An 18,879-nucleotide genomic window follows, 5' to 3' on the forward strand; every position below is an offset into this window, starting at 1 on the left:
ACCATGGCGAGCCTGCCCCCGGAGCTGCTGCGACTCGCCGTCGCACTCGGAGTCCTCAAGGGTGATCCGGAAGCCGGCGCGGAGTCCGGCCTGGAGCTGGACGAGGACTTCTTCAAGGATCCGGCCCAGCAACTCTCCGGTGTGCTGCGCAATCCAGTGCGACGCAGGGCGGCACTGGATCTCGCCACGGCGCTGCTCGGCAGCGCGCAGAGCGCCGCCGCCGAGACGGAGGGCGCGATCCCGGGCAGGACCTGGGTCCCGCTGCCCACGGGCAGCGGTTCCGGGCCCGGTCGCCTGTACCTGGTGGTGGACGACTCCGGCGACACGGTCACCCTGTCTCTGGCCGCCCGTGCCACTCTGCGGGCCGTCGAGGTGGAGTGTTCCGCCTCACTGGTCATACCGATCCTCGGGACCGGTCCCCAAGGCGCGCAGTTCCTGTTGGGTACGGCGCAAGGAGCCCTCCGCGTCGCGATGAACCTCCAACTCCTGGCCGTGCCGGGCGACTTCGGTCTGGGCGGCCTGCGTGTGGGCGCCGACATCCCCACCCGTCCCGACGGCCGCCCCCGGCTGCGGCTCGGTCTCACGGGGCTGCGGATCCCGGGTCGGCCCGTACGCGATCTGGACCTCGACGACGGCTCGCTGCCGGACGAGTGGGGCGAGCTGCTTCCCCTGCTCACCGATCTGCTCACCCATCTGCTCCGCTCGCGCGGTGCCGTCGACCCCGACAGCGCCGACCGGATCTGGCGACTGCTGACGCTGGTCGGCCTGGGCGACACCTCCGTCATTCCGCCGCTTCCGCTGGCCGAGCTCCCCCGTTACGGGCCGCGGGTGCTGGCCGACTGGGTGCGCTCGGTGTTCGTTCCCAAGCCCCAGCAGCCCGTGCCGTCGCCCGCGGCACGGGCCTGGCTGGAGACGCTCGCCGAGTTGATCGGGCTGGCGCCGCAGTTCCCCATCCGCGGAGAGGGAACCAGGGCGTCGCCGTATTTGCTGTGCGTCAGCCCGTTGCCGGGTGTGCGGGTCTGCGTACGGCTTGTCGCCCAAGCGGTGGACGACGCTCTGGAGTTCAGGCTGGGCCTGGCGGCGGCGGCCGAGTTGTCCGATGCGGCGTCCGCCCACGCGAGGGCGGATCTGGTGGCCGTGCGGCTGGGCGGAGAAGCCGGTGTGCTCTGGCTGCCCGAAGTCCGCGTCCACATCGAGGTGTCCGGCGCCGGGGGACACCTGGTGCGCCGGCCCGAACCCCCTGATCCTGTCGTCCTGCGCGTGGGGACACTGGCGGCCGGATTCACGGTCGGCGAGGAGCGTGCGCCGCGGCTCCTGCTGGAAGCGACCGACGTCGTCCTCGACGGTCATCCGTACGCGCGATTGGACCTGTCCAGCGTCGAAGCGCTGGCCGCGGCAGCAGCGCAAGTGGGCGTGGACGCCCTCGCCGACGCGCTCAGGACACTGTTCGCCGCCGACGAGGACGGCGGCAGCCGACGTACGGCAGCCCTGCTCGCGCTGCTGGCCCTGCGTGAGCCGACGCCCGACTGGCCGGTGGAACTCCCCGCCTTCACCGAGATCGTCGGCGATCCGGCGTCCGCGCTGCTGCGCTACCACGCGCGGGTCCTCGTCGACGCCCCGGGCCGATGGGGCGCCCTCGCCCAGCAGCTGGCCGTCCTGGTACGTGCCCCGTCCCCGACCGGCGACGGCAGCGACGCCAGTCCCTGGGTCGTTCCCGTGGACGGCCCCGGCCTGCCCGTTCGGATGTCGGTGCAATTGTGGCAGGACGGGGTCGGGGACGCCCCGCGGCTGAGTGTCGGGGTGCGGATGGACGCGGCGCCCCTGCCCGTCGCCCGCGGAACGGTACGGGTCTCCGGCGCACTGGACGCCGTACGACTGACGCTGCCCCTGGTGGATCCGCCGTCCCTCGCCGCGCTGACCGCCGCCGAGCTGCGGCTGGCGTGGGGGGACGATCTGCTGTTTGACGCCGGGCCCGTGCGGCTCAGGGCGGACTCCGTGATGTTGGCAGCCGGGTGGCGGCAGGGTGCCGGTTGGGCGGCCCGCACACGAGTGGCCCGGGCCTCGATCCTGGTCGGCGGCGACGAGGTGGCGCTGCCGGATCCGCTCGAAGTGGCCACCGGGGCCGACCCGTTGTCACCCGGGAGCGGGTCGGCGCTGTGGCCCGGGCTCACCCGACTCGCCGGTCTCGCACTGCTGCGTACGACTCCTGCGGACGGTCTCGACCCCCGGGAGGTGGTGGCCGCGCTGCTGGGCTGGCTGCCGGCCCGCGGGCGGCTGGGGATGTCCGGTGCCGAGGACTCGGGTCTCGACCTCAACGAACTGCTCGCCGACTGGCCGCCCCTGCCGCTGCAGGGTCTGCTCGTCGACCCCGTGGACACGCTGCGGTCCTGGGTCGGCGAGGTCCTGGCGGGCGGTGGCGGGACGGATCGCAGCCTGGCCGTACTGGCGCTGCTGCGCCACCTCCTGTCCCTGAACGGAGCCCAGCAGGTCCAACAGGTGGCGGGCGACGGTACGTACGACCGCCCTTGGCGGCTGCCGCTCGGCGGCGCACGCGAACAGGCTTCGGATTCCGGCTCGGCCACGGCGTCCGACCTCCTCGTGTGGCTCGACCCTGCAGGCCCCGGACTGCGAGGGCTCGGCGAGGTCCTCGACGAGCTCGTGCCGACCGATCTCACCGCAGCGCTGGACGGTACGGCCGCGCTCCCCGGCTTCGACCGGCTCATGGCCGTCCTCGCCGGAGCCGCCCGCTTCGACAGCGCCCTGGCCGACCTCCTGGACGGTCGGGGCGACCCGGCGGCCGGTCTGGAGGCGCTGCTGGAGTGCGCCGCGGGCAGCGACGGACTGCTGGCCTCGTCCGCACAGGTGCTGTCCGGGGCGACGTACACCACCGCCTCGGTGCCGCACGGTCACCTCTGCGCACCGCAGACGTTCAGACTCGCTGACCATCTGCCCGCCGCCGACCCCCTGCGTACCGTCTACGTCTCCTGCGATCTGCCCGGCCTCCACCCGTGGCCGGGCCGGCCGGCGGTGCCCGGGCCCCGCCTGATCGATCTGCGGACGCCCGGCCTGGCGGCCGACTCCTTCGATCTCGGCAGGCTCGCCACAAGCGGCCCGTGGTACGTGCTGCTGCCGCCGACGCCGGAGGCGACAGCGCGTCTGCGCCGGACCGTTGCCGAACTCCGGCGCCTGGCAGGAGCCCCGGTGGTGCTCGTGGCGCATTCCCTGGCGGCCCGGGCCGCGGCCCCCATCTGGGCGGAAGGCAGCCTCGCGCACCTCGTCACCCTGGGCGGTGCGCTGTCCGCCGCTCAACGGCCGGGCCCTCTGGACGGGCTGGAACAGTCGGCCGTACGCGATGCCTTCCGGCTGCTGCAGTCATTGCTGGGCCTGCTGCCCGCGGGGGCTCCCGCCGGCGCCGCGCCGCTGGTCGAACTGCTGGACACCTGGGCGGCCGTGAGCGGTGACGCTCTCGCGGGCCTGCCCGCGATGCCGTTCCCGGTGTCGACGTTCACGCCCATGGCCCTTCCGTCGCAGTCGCCTGCTCCCCTGTTGTGTGTCGTCACCGAGTTCACCCGCGACGAACTGCACGGCGCGCTCACCGCCCTCGTCGCCGAGGTGACGGCGGAGGTGCGTCGGCGGCTGCCGGGCACCGGGCCCGCGCAGGACCGCGCCCGTGCCACCCATCTCGGTCTCGGCCTGGCATTCGTCACCGAGGCGCTCACTGCCGCAGGCATCACCTGCGGCGGCGAACTGCGCCTGGACGTCTGGCGCCTGGCGCTGTCCGCCGGGCCGGGCCAAGGGGAGCGGACCACGCCCCGGCTCGGGGTACGGCTGACGCTGCGACGGCCCGACGGCTGGCTCGTCGAGGGGCCGACGCAGGCCATGTCGCCGACGGGGCCGCGGCTGCGCAGTGCGGTGGTTCAGGTCGCCATCGGCCCGCACCTCGCGGACGCCTCGGTGTCGGCCGTGCTCCATGACGCGGCGCTGGACGGAGTACTCCACAAACGTCTGGAACTCACCCCGCGCACCCTGGACGCGGCAGCCCGGCGTCTGCTGGGACTGGTGACGGATCTGCTGTCGCCGAGGCCGGCCAGCGGGCCCCTGCGTGACCTGGTGGATCTCCTCGTGGCGGCCGAAGTGGCCGTGCTGACGGACGGACGGCGGGTGGAGATCCGGCCGGACGCCCTGGAGCGCGTGTTCGCCGACCCCGCGGGGCTTGTCCACCATGCCCTGTCGAACTCCTCGGTGCCCGGCGCGCTGCGCCGTCTGACCGGACTGCCGGACGGTGGCGCAGAGTCACCGTCAGCCGGCGGCCTGCGCGTGGACATCAGCCCCGACGGCACCCTCACCATCGCCACACCGGAGCAGGGGCTGCCGCTCGCCGATGTCGCCACGCTGCACGGCACGCTCGTCGCCGCCCCGTCCGGCACCCCCGTTGTCACCCTCAGCCTGCGCTCCGCGGACGCGGAGGCGGCTGTCGTGCCCGAACCCGATCTTCCGACGCTGACCCGGCTGCTGATGCTCACCACCGGCGGTGAGGTGATCCGGTGGGGCCTGCAGTCCCTGCGGGAGGGCGGCATCGTGCTCGACCCGCTTCTCGAGGTACTCGGACTCCTCGTGCACGACCCGCGGCGCCCTGAGGCACCGCCGTCCATCCAATCCCTTGTCCCCCTCCTCACCACGCCTGCCCGACGGTTGTCGGAAGTGCTCGGCACGGACCGGCCGCCGGGCGAGCCCTTCCAGCTCGCACCGGCCTGTACGGTCCGGTTGGTGGAAGCGGTGGCCCAACTCGTCGGCCTGCCAAGCGGGTTGAAAGGTCTGCCGCTACCGGGGCGCGGATCGATCACCGTCGCCGAGGACGGCGCGGACCTGGAGATCACCCTGTGGCTGCGGGACCGGTACCTCCCCTCGGCACTGGAGTCCGCAGTGCGCTGGCGCGTACGGCCGGGCCCCGTGGTCACCGGGTGGCTGACGCTGTCCGCCGAGTGGTCCGGGTCCGGCGGGTTCGCCGTCGGTGTGGAGCTGGAAGCAGGGCCCGAAGTGCGGGTGTCCGCGCGGCTCACGCCTCGCACCGGTGCCCCCCGGATCGACATCCCGCTGTATCCGCACACCCCGGGGCTCGGCGCGCTCGCCGAACTCGGCGAGCAGGCGGCGCGATACGCGCTTCCGATGCTTCTGGACGCGCTGCGCGACCTGCCGGGACCCGATGGTCCGGCCGATCCGCGGCTCGCGCGCATCGCCGAGGCAGTCGCCGAACTGCTGCCGGCACTGGAGCTGACCGAGGACAACGGATCGGTCTCGGTTGACCAGTTGAAGCTGCTGGCATCGGCTCCCGCCCAGGAGCTCGCGGCACGGTTCCGACGGCGTCCGGCCGCGGTGACGGCGGCCTTGAAGCGACTCGCCCACGCCCTCACCGGGGACACGGACGGGCAGCCGCCCGTGCTGTGGCGCAGCTCCGGTGGCCGGCTCACCGTCGACCTCGACATCGCGCCGGGGGGCGAGCCCCGCCTCGCCGTCACCGCCGACGGTCTGCATCCGGTGCCCGGCACGGACGCCGAGGTGGCGTTCACCGCCACCACAGCCGGGCTGGGCCCCTCCCACGTGGCGTGGACCGTCGTCGAGCCCGACGCCCTCTTCGCCGGCCCGGTCGACCTCATGCCGTTCGTGCGCATCGCCCTGGACGGGGCCGAGAGCCGGGTCGAAGCGGGACTGTGGCTCGACCCGCCCGGTACGACGGACCGCGAGGCGCTGGTCGTACGCGTGCCCGGCAGCCCGTTGCTCGTCCACCGGCGCGGCGGCCAAGACAGCGCCGATGTCGCGGGAGCCGTCCCCCAGTTGATGCGCCGGGTCGCGGTGCCGCTGGCCGCCGACCTGGCCCTCACCCCGGCCCCCGTCACGAACCTGCTCAAGACCCCGGTGGGCAGCGACAGCACCGTGGGGGGCATCCTGCACGCGGCACAGGTCCTGACCGGCACCGGCAGCCCGCCCGGCACCCCGTGGCGACTGGCCGACGGGCTGCTCGACACCCCCACCCCGCGCGTGCTCAGCGCCCTGGCCGGCTTCCTGCTCGCGGTGACGCCGCGCCTGGGTCCCCTACGGCTGCGGCTGCTGCGGACCGAGCAGGGGCCGGGGCACAGCAGGTACGGGCTGGGGCTCGAGCTTGTCGAAACGCCGTATCCGCTCCTGGAGGCGGGCGGTGTCGTCATCGCCCTTTCGGCCGACGCCTCGTGGGAGCCGGCGTCCACCGACCGTGCCGCCGGGGCGGACCCGTCCCACGTGGAACTGTGGCTCGGCAGCCTGCCGGACACGCTGCCGGGACCCGATCCGCAGTTCTCCCCCGCACTGCGACTGCGCGGGCTCGGGTTCACAGCGTCCGGCGCGCGAGGGCCCCTGCTCGACCAGGGGCTGCGGATCGACGCGCTGCGGCTGCACGGCTCGTACGCCCACGACGCGGCCGGCTTCCAACACGTCGGTGCACAGCTGGCGTTGCGGGGTATGGCCGTGCCGCTCGGCTCCGCCGGCGGCGGCACCAATCCGGTCGCCGCCAAGATCCTTCAGCCCGACGCCGCGGGCGGCGACGCCACGCCCGCCGCCGCCGGTTTCCACCCGGCGCTGTTGCTGTGGAAGCAGGGCCAGGAGGCCGCCACACTGCGGCTGAGCGGGGGCTCGGGTTCCGGCCCGTGGTGGCTGGCGGTGGAGAAGCAGCTCGGCCCGATCTACCTGGAACAGGTCGGCCTCGCCGTGACGTACGAACGGGACCGGCTGAGGGAGGTGGGCGTGCTCGTCGACGGCGGCGTGGCGCTCGGGGGCCTTGCCGTCGGCGTGGACGACCTGGCGCTTCACATCCCCTGGGCGACACCTGCCGATCCGTCCACCTGGCGCCTGGGCCTGGCCGGTCTGGCCGTCTCCTACGACGGTCCGAGCGTCAAGGTGGCCGGTGGTCTGCGCAAGCGTGAACGTGACGGGGGCGTCGAGTATGCGGGCATGCTCAAGGTCGAGGCGGCCGGATTCGGTCTCACCGCCGTCGGCGCCTACGGCACCTATCCGGTGGCCGGCTCGGCCGAGCGCTACACCTCTCTGTTCGGCGTCGCCGCGGTCGCCGCGCCGATCGGGGGCCCACCCGCCTTCTTCATCACCGGGATCGGCGCCGGACTCGGCCTCAACCGAGGACTCGAACTGCCCGCGAAAGTGACCGACGTGGGGCGGTTCCCCCTGGTGGCGGCCATGGATGCCGGCAGCGAGGTGGTCCGCGAGCCTATGCGGGCACTGGACTCGATGGGCCGTACGTTCCCGCCGCGGCGCGGGGCGTTCTGGCTGGCCGCAGGCGTCCGGTTCACCAGCTTCACCGTCGTGGAGTCCGTGGCCGTGCTGGCGATCGCCTTCGACGGGGACGCCGAGGTGGCCCTGCTCGGTCTGTCCCGGATGGGACTGCCCAACCCCGCCAAGCCCATCGCCTCCGTCGAACTGGCTCTGCGCGCCCGCTTCTCCTCCCGTGAGGCGGTCCTGTCCGTGGAGGCCCAACTCACGGACAACTCCTGGCTGCTGAGCCGTGACTGCCGGCTCAGCGGCGGATTCGCCATGGTGATCTGGTTCCGCACCGGCGAGTTCGTCCTGTCCCTGGGCGGCTACCATCCGCGGTTCGCCAAGCCCGCCCACTATCCCGACGTACCCCGCCTCGGCATCCACTGGCGGGTCAGCGAGGCCATCGCCATCAAGGGCGAGTCCTACTTCACGCTCACCTCCAGCTGTGTGATGGCCGGCGCCCGTGTGGAGGCGGCCTTCGACGGCGGCTTCGTCCAGGCCTCGTTCGTCGCGGGCCTGGACGCACTGATCTCCTGGGACCCCTTCTTCTACGACGTCGAGGTGTACGTCGCCGTCAGCGTCCGTCTCCAGATCGACATCCGGATCTGGTTCGTCCACATCCGGATCACGATCGGACTCTCGATCTCGGCGAAGCTGCTCGTGCAGGGCCCGGAACTGCGCGGGGTGGCCGTCCTGGACCTGGACGTTGCCAAGGTCGAGGTCGCCTTCGGTGCCGTCGGAACTCCGGACCGCCCGCCGCCGCTGGGCTGGGCCGCGTTCCACGACAAGTACCTGGTCGCCGGGGACCCGCACGGCGAGACGATGACCCTGACCGTACGCGCCGGTGGCGCGGTCCTCGATCCCGGCGGCCCCGACCGGCCCCCGCAGGACGGCAGCCCGGCGCATCCCCTGCGACTCACCTCGGAGTTCACCCTCGTCTCCACCACCCGTACCGCGAGCAACCGGGCCGGTGACGCGGTGCTGGGCGGCTCCGCACTCGACCTCGGCCCGATGTGGTGCATCGGCGTAATCTCCGAGCACCGGGTGGAGATGGTCCGGCTGGACGCCGGCGGCACCCCGACCGGGGGTGCGGTGCCGCTCGCCACGACGCCCGTCCGCAGCAATGTGCCGGACGGCGTCTGGCGTCACTTCGACGACGTGGAGCTGGAAGAGGGCGGCGTGCGCGAGGCGTTCACCGGGCTCGTCCTCACCGCCGTCACCCGCCTCGGCGGCGGCCTCACCACCGGTTCCGTCGCCGACGTCGAGGTCGGCGAGCGGCAGCCCCTGCCGCTGAGCGAGGACCGCGATCCGGCGGGCGCCTGGTCCACCGCCATGAAAGCGGCCCTGCGGTGGGCAGGCGCACAGTCCGGCGCCGACCCGCTTCGCCGCACGGCGGAGTTCCTCGCCCGCGGCACCGGACGCGCGGCGTTCCGCAGGTGCCTCGGTGGCAGGCAGGACGGCCCGAGCCGATTCGCCCTCGCGTTACTGGCCGCCGACAGGATCGCGCCACCCAGGCTCGCCAGGATCACCGAAGAACTGGTGGCTCCGGAGCTGGCGCCGCTCGAGCTCGTTCCGCGCCGGTCTCCACCGAAGCCGGACCCCGAGCCGCCCCAGGTTGCGCCGCCGGTGCTGCTGGCGTGCCTGCGGCCACCGGTCGGCCCGGTCCGGCGCGACGCACGCACCACCGTGCGCACCTCGCACTGGCCGCGCCGGGCCGCGCCCACCCTGTCCGAGGTGCGTGCGCAGGCCCTGCCGACGGCTGCCCGGCTCCACACGGTGCCCGCGCTCGCGGACAGCGCCACGACCACCGGCGCCACCGCACGCGACCGCGGACGACGCTTCTCGCGCGGCGGCGAGCAGCGGGAGGTGCTGCACGGCCTGGTGAGCGCGGATTCATCGGCTCCATGGCTGCGTTCGGGCGAACGCGACATCGTGGACGGCACCATCCGGCTCGGCGCGGGCCAGGTCCAGGTGTGGCGACTGCGGCGGGCCGCCCACGACGTGCGCGACGAACGACCGCGCCTTGCCCTCCGCGGCGATCAGCGGGTCCGGGTCGTGGCACTCGACCGGGCAGGGGCCGCCCTCCTGGACCTGGAGGTGGCGGCCACGACACAGCTTCCGGTCCCCCGGGGCACGCACCTGCTGACCCTGATCGGCCTGGGCACGACACCGGCTGCGAACCGACCCCGGCGCGCCGCCCTGTGCGGCTGGCATCCGTCGACGTTCGGCGCGCAGGTCCTGCCGGGCAGCGTTCTCGTGCCCGGCGCCCTGGTCAGCACCGCCGCGCCCGGTGCCAGGCGCGGGCAGCGTCCCGCACGCGTCGCCCTCGTCACGGGTGCCGAACTGGCCGCACCACAAGGCCTGATCACCACCGAGCTGCCCGCCGACACGCGCTGCGTCGTCCTCGTGCTGTCCGCCGCGCACCCCGTGAAGAACACCGACGGGCTGCTGCTCGGCCTCGAAGGAGCCCAGCGGGCCCGCGGCGCGACGGAGCCGACACCGCCCCTCGCCATCGAGCAGAGCGGCCAGAGCCTGCTGCTCTACCCGGTGACCCCGCAGGGCGGAACCTCGGTGTCGGTCACCATCGGCTACGACGAACACTGGCGCCCCGCCGGGGTGTTGGGCAGCGCGCAGCCTGCGCAACGGGTGGCCCGCGCGCTCCTCCGCCACGGCCTGGCCGCCCTCACGGGCGACCTGGCGGGCGAAGGCTCGGGAGAGTCGACCGTGATATGGATCGGAGCGCCACGATGACCGAGCTGAGCGAGGGTCAGTACCGGCTGCACGGCTTCGCACGGCCGCCGGTGACCGCGGGCCCGCACCTGATCCGCATGACGCAGACGGTCGACCGGGGCGGCCCGATCACTCCGGTGCAACGCCACACGCTCGTCACCGCTCCCCAGTTCGCCCTGCCCCCTGGCGAGTTGCGGAGCGTCTTTCCCCCACCGGAGGCGGTCGGCTCCTTCGACACCCGCTTCGCCCAAGTGGCGCTGCGCCGTCGCACGCTGCCCTGGGAACGAGCGGTCACCATCGACGCCGATCCACAGCGTCGGCCATGGCTCGCGCTCGTCCTGCTCACCGAGAGCGAGGGCGTCCTCGTCCCCGACGCGCCGGTGAGCACCGCAGTCCCCGCCGCCCTGCACGGCGCGCTCGGCATCACCGCCGCCTCGGGCACCTGCGACCGGCTGGACACCACCCGCGCCGTCGTCCACGCCCTGTTCCCCCGCCCCGACGAGGCGGAACTGCTGTGTCACGTACGCGAGGTGTCACTCGGGGACTCGGAGCTGTCGGTCGGTGACGACGACGGATTCCTGGCAGTCGTCATCTGCGCCCGGCTGCCGCGCCCAGGGCTCGCCTACCGGGCGTGTCTCCTCTCCCTGGAGGGCCGGATCGCCGACCTGCCCACCGACACCGGCGCCCCGGAGGGCACTCCCGGTGACGCCGAGATCACGCCCGGCGGCCCGGCCGCCAGTTTCCCGGTCCTCGCCCACTGGCGCTTCCGCTGCGCCCCCGAGCCCGGTGACTTCGCCTCCCTCATGCGACGGCTCGACGTGAAGGCCCTCGGCACGGTGCGGGACCACTGCCCGGCCGTGGCGCCCAGCGGGCACACCGTCATCGCTCACACCACGCGCCGAGGCGAGGACACCGCCGCCTGGTACCGGGGCCCGCTGACGCCACGCGAGGTGCCACGGCAGCCAGCCGGCACTCCCTGCCTGACCGCCGACCAAGGCCGCGCCATCGCCGCCGACGGACTCGAGGACCTCACCCTGGCCGCCGCCCACGAGGTCGGCCGGCTGCTCGCACTGTCGTCCCCGCGCCTTTTGGCCTCGCTGCGCGACTGGCGCAGGCGGACCCTGGCACTTGACCTGACCTCCGCGGCCCTCGACCTGGTACCAGAAGCACGGGACTTGGGGCTCACCCGACTCACGGTCGGCCAAGGACTGGGCCTGGCTCTGATCGGCACGCTGGTCGACGGCCGCGACCCCCTGGGCACGTTCGTCCCGCTCGCCGACGCCGTATGGGCGCTGCCGCACTTCCCGCCCGACGTCATCGCCTCCGGCACGGGCCTGCCGACCGCACTCGTGCGGCACGTCCTCAGCGACCTGCCGGTGCACACCGACCCCGACCCCGCACCGCCCCTCACCCCGCTCCTCCAGACCTTCGAGGGACTGCGGCGCGACCCGAGCCAACTCGTCCCGCTCCGCGAGGCCCTGCACGAGCGGGTCCGAGAGATCGCCCGGCAGGCGGGACTCGACCCCGACGCCACCCTGTTCGACCCGAACCACGCGCCCACCACGCTGGAGGAGCTCTTCCCATGAGCATCCGATACCGCTCCGAGGCCGCCGTCGAGCAGGTGCTGCGGGCCGCCGCCGGCAAGGTCAGCGCGGCGCAGCCGCTCCCGGACGACGTCGTTGACTGGCTCGCCCGGCTGCGCCTGCTCGAAGGGGTCCCCTTCGCCTATCTCGTCACCGACGAACGGCTGCTACCGCTGGAGTCCGCCCGCTTCTTCTTCCTCGACCGCAACTGGACCGACGCGGCCGTGGACGGCGCGCTCGCGGCAGGTGCCTCCACCACCCGCGACCGGGCCCATCTCGTGGCCCGGCACCGCCAGGTCCGTGAGGCCGTGGACGCCGCCGAACGCAACGTGTGGATCGAGGCGGCGCAGCCCGGCCTGTCCTACGACGCGCAACCGGTCGGCACCGTCACCGGTTTCCTGCTGCGCTCCCGTGCCGTGTCGGGCTGGCCGGGGCTGCGCACGCGGGCCTTCCACGAGAAGCAGCCACTGCGTCCGCTGCGCATCGAACGCCTGGCGCCCGCCGTGTTGTTGGCCCTCTTCGACGGCCTGCCCACCCGGGTCCTGATCGAAGAACCGCACCAGGGGCTGCAGTTCGGCGTGCAAGCCCCGCACGGAGGCGTGCGCACCGTCCCGCGCCGGCCACCGCTGCCCGCCGGCGCCACCACCGTCCTGTTCCGCGCCACGGGCGCCGGCGTCGTCGACGTACGCAGGCTCCACGCCGACCTCGGTCACACCGACTCCGACGGCTCGGCGGGACTGGCGCTGCAACTCGTACAGAACCCGTATCGACAGGAGTTCTCCGGGACGGGACAAGGGCCGCTGTTCAGCCCGTCCATCTCGCTGGAGGATCTCGCTGAGGCCTTCGAGGAACCCGCGAGCGGGACCGTTCAGGAGCCGTCATGAGCGAGGCCTTTCCGCTGCACCCCGCGTTCGCGGTCACCGCGCGCACCGACCTGACCGCCGCCGCCTCCCGCTCCTGGTCGACCGCACTGCACCGCGGGCCGCGCCTCCTGGTGCCGGTCGACGTGCAGGCCCTGGTCGTGCACGAGGGGGCCCAGGAGGCCAGGGCGGACGTCGCCATGCGGCTGTTCGACGGGCTCTCCCGGGACCCTGCCGCGCCGGGACCGCACGCACCCGACCCCTTCACCCCTGCCGCCCCGCTCCCCCCTGGCGTTCATCTGCACTGGGCGCTGCCCGACGCGCTGACCCACGCCGTCGCGGACGGTCCGGAAACCGAGCCGCTGTGGCCGGTCCTGCCCGATCGCTGGGTGGTCGTCCGGCTCGACCACTGCACGGGACCGCCCCGCACGCTCCATGCCTGGGCCCTGGAGGCGGACAAGGGCGGCAGCGCCGAGCTCGACGGCTGGCGGCCGGGCGGCGCCCGCGCCTACCGCACCCCGCTGCTGCGCCCGGAGCAGCTCACCGCCGTATGCGGCGGAGACCCCGCCTGGGCCGCTTCCTACGACAACGTCGCCCAGCGCTTCGCCCACCACGACGACTGGTCGACGGTCCCCGCCCAGCACCGGACCGCGCTGGCCTACGTCGTGGTCGGCTGGTACTCCCGCCCCGAACTCGACCCGCTCGTGGCCGCGGACACGCCTGCCACGTTCCACGCCCTCCTGGACCGGTTCGGCTGGCAGGTGGATCTCTCCCGGCTCGCGCGTGCCCAGGCCGACGCCGAACGCAGCGCCGCAGGCGCAAAGGCCCTCGGCCGCAACTCGGCCGACCTCCTGCCGCCCGCCTCCACTCCCCTCGCCGGACTCTTCGGCACGCGGCAGTCCCTCGCCGACCCCCAGCTCTGGTGGCCGCGTCAGTCCTTCTTCCACGGAGTCGTGTACGGGGTGCACGCGGACCCGCGCACGACCGAGGACCCACGGCCCGACCCCGGGACGCCGCGGGTCGCGATCGGAGCGACCTCGGCGGAGGCGCTCGCCGCGTTGGTCGCCGGCGAACTGCACCAGCCGGACGCCGAGATCCTCTACCAGGCCTTCGCGCACGGGCTCGCCACCTCCATGGGCGAGCCCGACGGCCTAGCTCGGATCGAGGAGGAGATCCACACCAGGGGTTTCGTCGCCCGCCCCGGACCGAGCCGTGTGGAACGCGTCGCCACCGGTGACCCGTTCACCGCCCTCAGGCCCACCACACCGCCGACCCCGGCCCTGGACCGGGTCCGCAGCAACACCGCGGCCGGTCTCCCGGATCTGGTCCTGGACCGCGACACCCTCAGGGACCTGCACCTGCTCAGGACGCGCCCCGAGCGCGTGGCGCCCGCCGCGGACCCGCGCCGTACCGAGCCGGTGCCGCGGCCGCTGCCCCGGCGCTTCCACCCCCAGGACCCCGTGCTCGTGATGCGGGGACTGCGCCGGTCCCTGCGGCACGGTTACGACCGCGCCCGTACACCGGGGGAACGCCTTGCCTGTCGGCTGACCGGGGACACGGTGACACGTCTGGCAGGATTCATCGACGGGAGGGACCTGCTGGCGCGCGGACTCGACCACGGCTCGCTCCCCCCGGAGGCGGACGCGCTCGTCGTCGAGGCGGCCGTTGAGGATCCGTACGCCGACTACACGGAAGTACTCGGCCGACTCCCACGGTACGGACTGCCGACCGCGGAGATCGCCCGGCGACTTAAAGCCGAGGGCACCATGATGGTCTGGTCCCTGGCCTTCCCCAGCCATGCCGCCCCGCTCACCCATCTGTCCCTCAAGGACGGCAAAGGGTCCTCGCCGGTGGGAATCACCCTGTGGCGTCAGGCCTGGGTACCGCTGTGGTGCGAGTGGGAGATCGAATACAGTCCCCGTCCCGACGCCGACGACTGGGAGTTGGGCGAGCTGGACTTCGTCTCGCACGCACGTGCCGGGTTCCCCCCGGCAGGAGCCGTCCTGCTGCGAGGCAGGTCCACCCTCGTGTCGGCACCTTCCCGTACGCTCGGCGACGACGTCTCTCGGTTCCTGGCCGAGGAGGACCGACTCGATCTGCGCGGGGAGGGCAGGGTCGACGACGCGCTACGAAACCGGCTGCGAGGGCTGGCGGCCGCCGAGGGGGTGCCCGATCTGGTGGCGGCGGGCTTGGACCGGCTGCGTGAGCGCCTGCTCGGGCACACCGACGACTTGGAGACCGCCTCCGGTCCGCCCCCCACGCCGACGAGGCCGCCTCACCCACTGCGGGCCGGGTTCGCCCGGTTGCGGCGACTGCGGGTCGTGGACGCGTACGGCAGGACCGTCGACCTGCTGGATCCGGCGAGCCCGCCCGCCCATGTCGGCACCGGGCTGCGTGGCCCCGCCCAGGACGTCCTCGCGCTGCCGCCTCGCCTCAACCAGCCTGCGACACTGTCCTTCCGCCTCGTCGACGCCTCCGACGACCGGCACGAGGCCGCGATCGACCAGCAGGACGGCGCGGTCAGCCCCGTGGCGGGCTGGCTGCTCGCCGACCACGCGGACGCGGCGGTGGAGTTCTTCGCGCCCGGCGGCAGGGCGCTGGGCCAGCTCACGCACGACCCGCTGTCCGGTGCCGTCGTCTGGGAGGGCCCGCCGGGAGATCGCGCCCCCTGGGGAGCACCACTGTCATCAGCCTTCGCGGGGCAGCCTCGCCTGCGGCATCTCCTAGGCCTGGCCGAGGGACTCATCGACCGCGACGTCCGGGAACGCGCCGCCGACATCGCCCGCTCAGACACACCGCTGGACGCGCTCCTGCGCATCGTCGACACCACCGCGACCACCGTCGGGGCGGGCGGATCGACAGGCAGCGAACACATCGCGCAACTCGCGGGCAGGCCGATCGCCGTCGTCCGCGCCCGGCTGGTCCTGGACGTCGAACCGGAGGACGACCACCCCACCCTGTCCTCGGCCGAGTCCGCCGAGCGGGCCGCAGCCTGGGCGTGGTTGGCCGGCCGATCCTTCCCCGTGCGGCTCGGCGCGCTGACCCGCCTCGACGACGGGCTCCTTGCCTACTTCGTCGACGACGACTACGGCCTGATCCGTCCCGTCCACGCCGAGGTGGCCCGGCTCGCCACCCCCTCGGGCAGACACCGAGGCGACTTCACCGCCCTGGGGCGACGCAGCACGACTCCGCGGCCCGTGCGCACCCCGTCCGTGGCCGACGCCTCCACCGTGTCCCTGCTTCCCGGCCGCGCGCTGCGGCTCACGCTCCTCATGGACCCGGCCGCCAAGGTGCACGCCACCTCGGGAGTGCTGCCCCGCAAGAGCGTGGATCTGCTGCGCGACTGGTTCGCGGAGGACCTGGCCCGGCTGGTGCCGTCGGTACGGGTCGGTCCCGTCCTCGTCGACCCCGCCACCATCCGCATGCCCCTCACCCCCGCCCCGGACGGAGAGCGTCTGTGGACCCGCCGCACCGCGCCCCTGACCTGGCACGACGACCCCGTCGTGGCCGCCACGCACCAGGCCCTGCTGCCCGAGACCCCGGCACAGGCCCAGGAAGGCTTTCTGCGCCTGGCACCGGAAACCCGCGAGGCGCCTGAGAAGGGAGGCAAGGGATGAGCTCCCCCCTCGCCCGGCTCTCGGCGGCGTCCCTCGGCCAGACCCCGGCCCGGCCCCCACACATCGGCATCCGCGTCGACCAGGTGCTGATCCGCCCCCGTAGCCCCGGCCCCAATGACCCGCCCCTCGCCGAGGCCCTCCAGTCCTACGACCCCGAGCGGCTCCTCACCGAACCCCTACCCACCGACTTCACTCTGGTGACCATCGGCCGCGTCACCGTCGACGGCCGAGGCCCGGACGCCTTCCGTGTCACCGCAGACGTGGATCGCGGCCATCTCACCGGCGAGGCGTCCTGGGTGCTGGTCTCCCCGTCGGACGGCTACTTCCGCCAGGAGACCCGCGTCATCCTGCGGACCGACCTGCCTCCCCCTCGCTACCTGGACTACCGCATCCTGGTCGGCACACCCCGACGCGTACTGGCCGAGCGGCAGGTCCGGTTGGAAACGGCCACGCTCGACGGGTTCCTCGAACTCGCAGAGGAAGGCGAGAACCAGCGCCCTGCGGGCAGGAGCCGCCTGGAGTACCTGACCTCAGTGCGCAAACTCCGGGTCGAGCCCGAACTGGTTCTCTACCGGCACCGCATGGTCAACAACCGGCGCAACATCCCGCCCTACGCCTGGGCCCCGGACTCCTCCAGGCCGCCGCGCGGTCCTTCCGCGGCCCGGCTGGCCACCCTCCTGCAGGTCCAGAACGGCTACGAACGGATCGACCTGGCCCAGGTGCTGGCCGGGATCGACGGCGCCGACGGGCAGACCCCCGGCCCCCTGTACCCGCAGCCGCGCGCCGATCTCGCGCTCACCTGGAGCGGCGACCTGGGACTGGCGCTGGCGGCATACGTCCGAGCCCGACATGCCCCCGCGGCGCCCGCGGCGGACCGCAACCGGCCACTGGAGCGCTGGATCACCCGTCACGCCTCGATGCCCCGTCTCCTCGGGGACATCGACGGGGTGAACCTCGGTGCGTCCTACGACCCGCACCGCTCGCTGGCGTCGCAGCTGCGTGCGTACTACGACGGTGCGGTGAAGCGGCGTTGCACCGCTTTCGTCGCCGCGACCAAGACCCGGTCGGGAACACCGGCCCTGCCCCTGCAGCCCGGCGAAGGACCTCCGCGCTTCACCGACGCCGCGGTCGAGTTCGTTGCCGCCGAGATCGTCACCTTCGCCGAGGACTTCCTGCGCTTCGCACTGGGCGGAACGTACGAGCAGGTCCGCGAACGTGCCAAGGACGTGCTCACGCCGGGCTCGCCTGAGGTGCGCCAACTCGCGCACCGCCTGCTGGACTTCGTCGAGGAGGGCCTCGCGGGCGAGGTCTCACGGCCGTCCGACACGTCTTTGGTTGTCCTGCGCCGCGACGGCACACCCTTCCCGGCGTTCACCGTCCGGCTCGTCGATCCCTCGGGAAGAGGCCACGCGGGCATCGACGCGACAACCGACCTGCACGGCTCCGTGGCGGTCCCCGACAGTGGGACGCGGGCCTGGACCGTCACCTGCGCCGACCACGAGCTGGTTCCCGCGGCCGATGCCACAGCCCCCGTCGCCGTGACCGAACTACGGCCCGGCCGCGGCCCTCTCGATCCGGGCCTGCACCACCGGCTGCCGCCCGGCACGACGACGGAACTGGTGGCCCGTGAGGTACTCGTCCTCGTCTGTCCTCGGTGCGACGCGGCCATCAGGGTCGTCGAACCCCCGCCGCGCTCCCTCGCCTGCCCCAACGACGGATACGACCTCTCGGACCTGCGCACCACCGTGCTGACCGACATCGGCCGGTTCACTGCCCCGGTGTCCGGGCAGCGCCCGGGCCGCACCCCGCTGGATCTGACATCCTGCGGCACGCGACCGATCCAGACAGCGCACGGTACCGTCGCCGCCTGCTGGGACGAGTCGCGCTTCCTGGACCCGGCGCGCGGTGACTACGACCTGTGGGCCGCCACGCCGAAGGGGCCGCGGTCCGTGCACGTCGTCGGCCGGGCCACCTGGGGAGCGGCTCCACTGCGCATCGAACCGCCGCTGCGGGCCTGGGAGTTCCACCAAGCTGCATCCGGGCCCACGGCACCACCGCCGTACCGAGACGCTCCCGTACACCTCAGCGAGAACCGGCCTCTTGCCTCCGTCTACCGCTGGATCACCATCCACCACTCGGCCGACCCCATGACGTTCACGCTCGAGGGCGTGCGAAAGATCCAGGCGAAGCAGATCGCCGCGTCCAAGTCCGACCTCGCCTATCACTACGTCATCAACGGCACCGGCACCATCTACGAGGGGCGGCCCCTGGGCATCGAGGGCGACCACGCGGAGCGCTTCAACGCCGCCAACCTCGGCATCGTGCTCACCGGCGACTTCGAGTGCCGCAAGGAGAACTACTTCGTCCTCTTCGACCTCCGCGCAACACCCGAACAGCTCCAGAGCCTCAACGAGCTCGTGGACGTCTTGTGCGTCCGCTTCGACATCCGTAGCGTCTGGTCCCACCAGCAGCGCAAGAAACAGGCACAGACCCCGAAATCAACCGAGTGCCCCGGCCAGTTCCTCATTCCCCACGTCGACGAGCTGCGCCGGGTGTATCCGGGGACGCCCTTCTGAGGGGGCGCGGGGTCAGACCGGCACGATGGTCAGCGCTCGCCGATCCAGCAAGCAGTGAGGGGGACGGCCGACAGAGTTCTCACCAGCAGGGATACCCTCGGACGGCGTCGAATCAGGCGGTGGCAGCCGGAGTAGGTCTCGCCCGGGTGATGGCGCACTGCGGGGGCAGCCCGTCAGCAATCGTGCACTGCCTGGCGAGTGCCATCGCCTCCGC

5 protein-coding genes are annotated in these 18,879 nt (G+C 73.3%); all 5 read left to right on the forward strand.

Going from position 1 to position 18,879, the window contains the following annotated elements; all coding sequences use genetic code 11:
- Nucleotides 1-3: 3 nt before the first annotated feature.
- The 5 genes from AC068Z_RS40925 to AC068Z_RS40945 are packed head-to-tail and all read left to right on the forward strand — an operon-like array spanning nucleotide 4 to nucleotide 18,665.
- Entirely contained in the window at nucleotides 4-10,050 is a 10,047-nt protein-coding gene (locus tag AC068Z_RS40925; RefSeq protein WP_478568431.1) for a DUF6603 domain-containing protein, read from the forward strand.
- Nucleotides 10,047-11,615, forward strand: a complete 1,569-nt coding sequence (locus AC068Z_RS40930; RefSeq protein WP_478568434.1) for a hypothetical protein — start codon at nucleotides 10,047-10,049, stop codon at nucleotides 11,613-11,615. The genes AC068Z_RS40925 and AC068Z_RS40930 overlap by 4 nt, the downstream gene beginning before the upstream one ends.
- Nucleotides 11,612-12,496 carry a hypothetical protein gene (locus AC068Z_RS40935; protein WP_478568437.1) on the forward strand — a complete coding sequence of 295 codons (885 nt, stop codon included), beginning with the start codon at nucleotides 11,612-11,614 and terminating at the stop codon, nucleotides 12,494-12,496. The genes AC068Z_RS40930 and AC068Z_RS40935 overlap by 4 nt, the downstream gene beginning before the upstream one ends.
- A complete protein-coding gene (locus tag AC068Z_RS40940; protein WP_478568440.1) occupies nucleotides 12,493-16,089 on the forward strand; it encodes a hypothetical protein in 3,597 nt (1,198 codons plus the stop codon). The genes AC068Z_RS40935 and AC068Z_RS40940 overlap by 4 nt, the downstream gene beginning before the upstream one ends.
- Nucleotides 16,086-18,665: an N-acetylmuramoyl-L-alanine amidase gene (locus tag AC068Z_RS40945; protein ID WP_478568443.1), complete on the forward strand. Its 2,580-nt coding sequence runs from the start codon at nucleotides 16,086-16,088 to the stop codon at nucleotides 18,663-18,665. The genes AC068Z_RS40940 and AC068Z_RS40945 overlap by 4 nt, the downstream gene beginning before the upstream one ends.
- Nucleotides 18,666-18,879 lie beyond the last annotated feature (214 nt).

The sequence above is a fragment of the Streptomyces sp. NPDC043726 genome (genome assembly GCF_056436565.1).

Bases quoted from the DNA above. Each gene is read 5' to 3' on its own strand.
- AC068Z_RS40925 (WP_478568431.1), top strand. From the start codon at position 4: ATGGCGAGCCTGCCCCCGGAGCTGCTGCGACTCGCCGTCGCACTCGGA.
- AC068Z_RS40930 (WP_478568434.1), top strand. From the start codon at position 10,047: ATGACCGAGCTGAGCGAGGGTCAGTACCGGCTGCACGGCTTCGCACGG.
- AC068Z_RS40935 (WP_478568437.1), top strand. From the start codon at position 11,612: ATGAGCATCCGATACCGCTCCGAGGCCGCCGTCGAGCAGGTGCTGCGG.
- AC068Z_RS40940 (WP_478568440.1), top strand. From the start codon at position 12,493: ATGAGCGAGGCCTTTCCGCTGCACCCCGCGTTCGCGGTCACCGCGCGC.
- AC068Z_RS40945 (WP_478568443.1), top strand. From the start codon at position 16,086: ATGAGCTCCCCCCTCGCCCGGCTCTCGGCGGCGTCCCTCGGCCAGACC.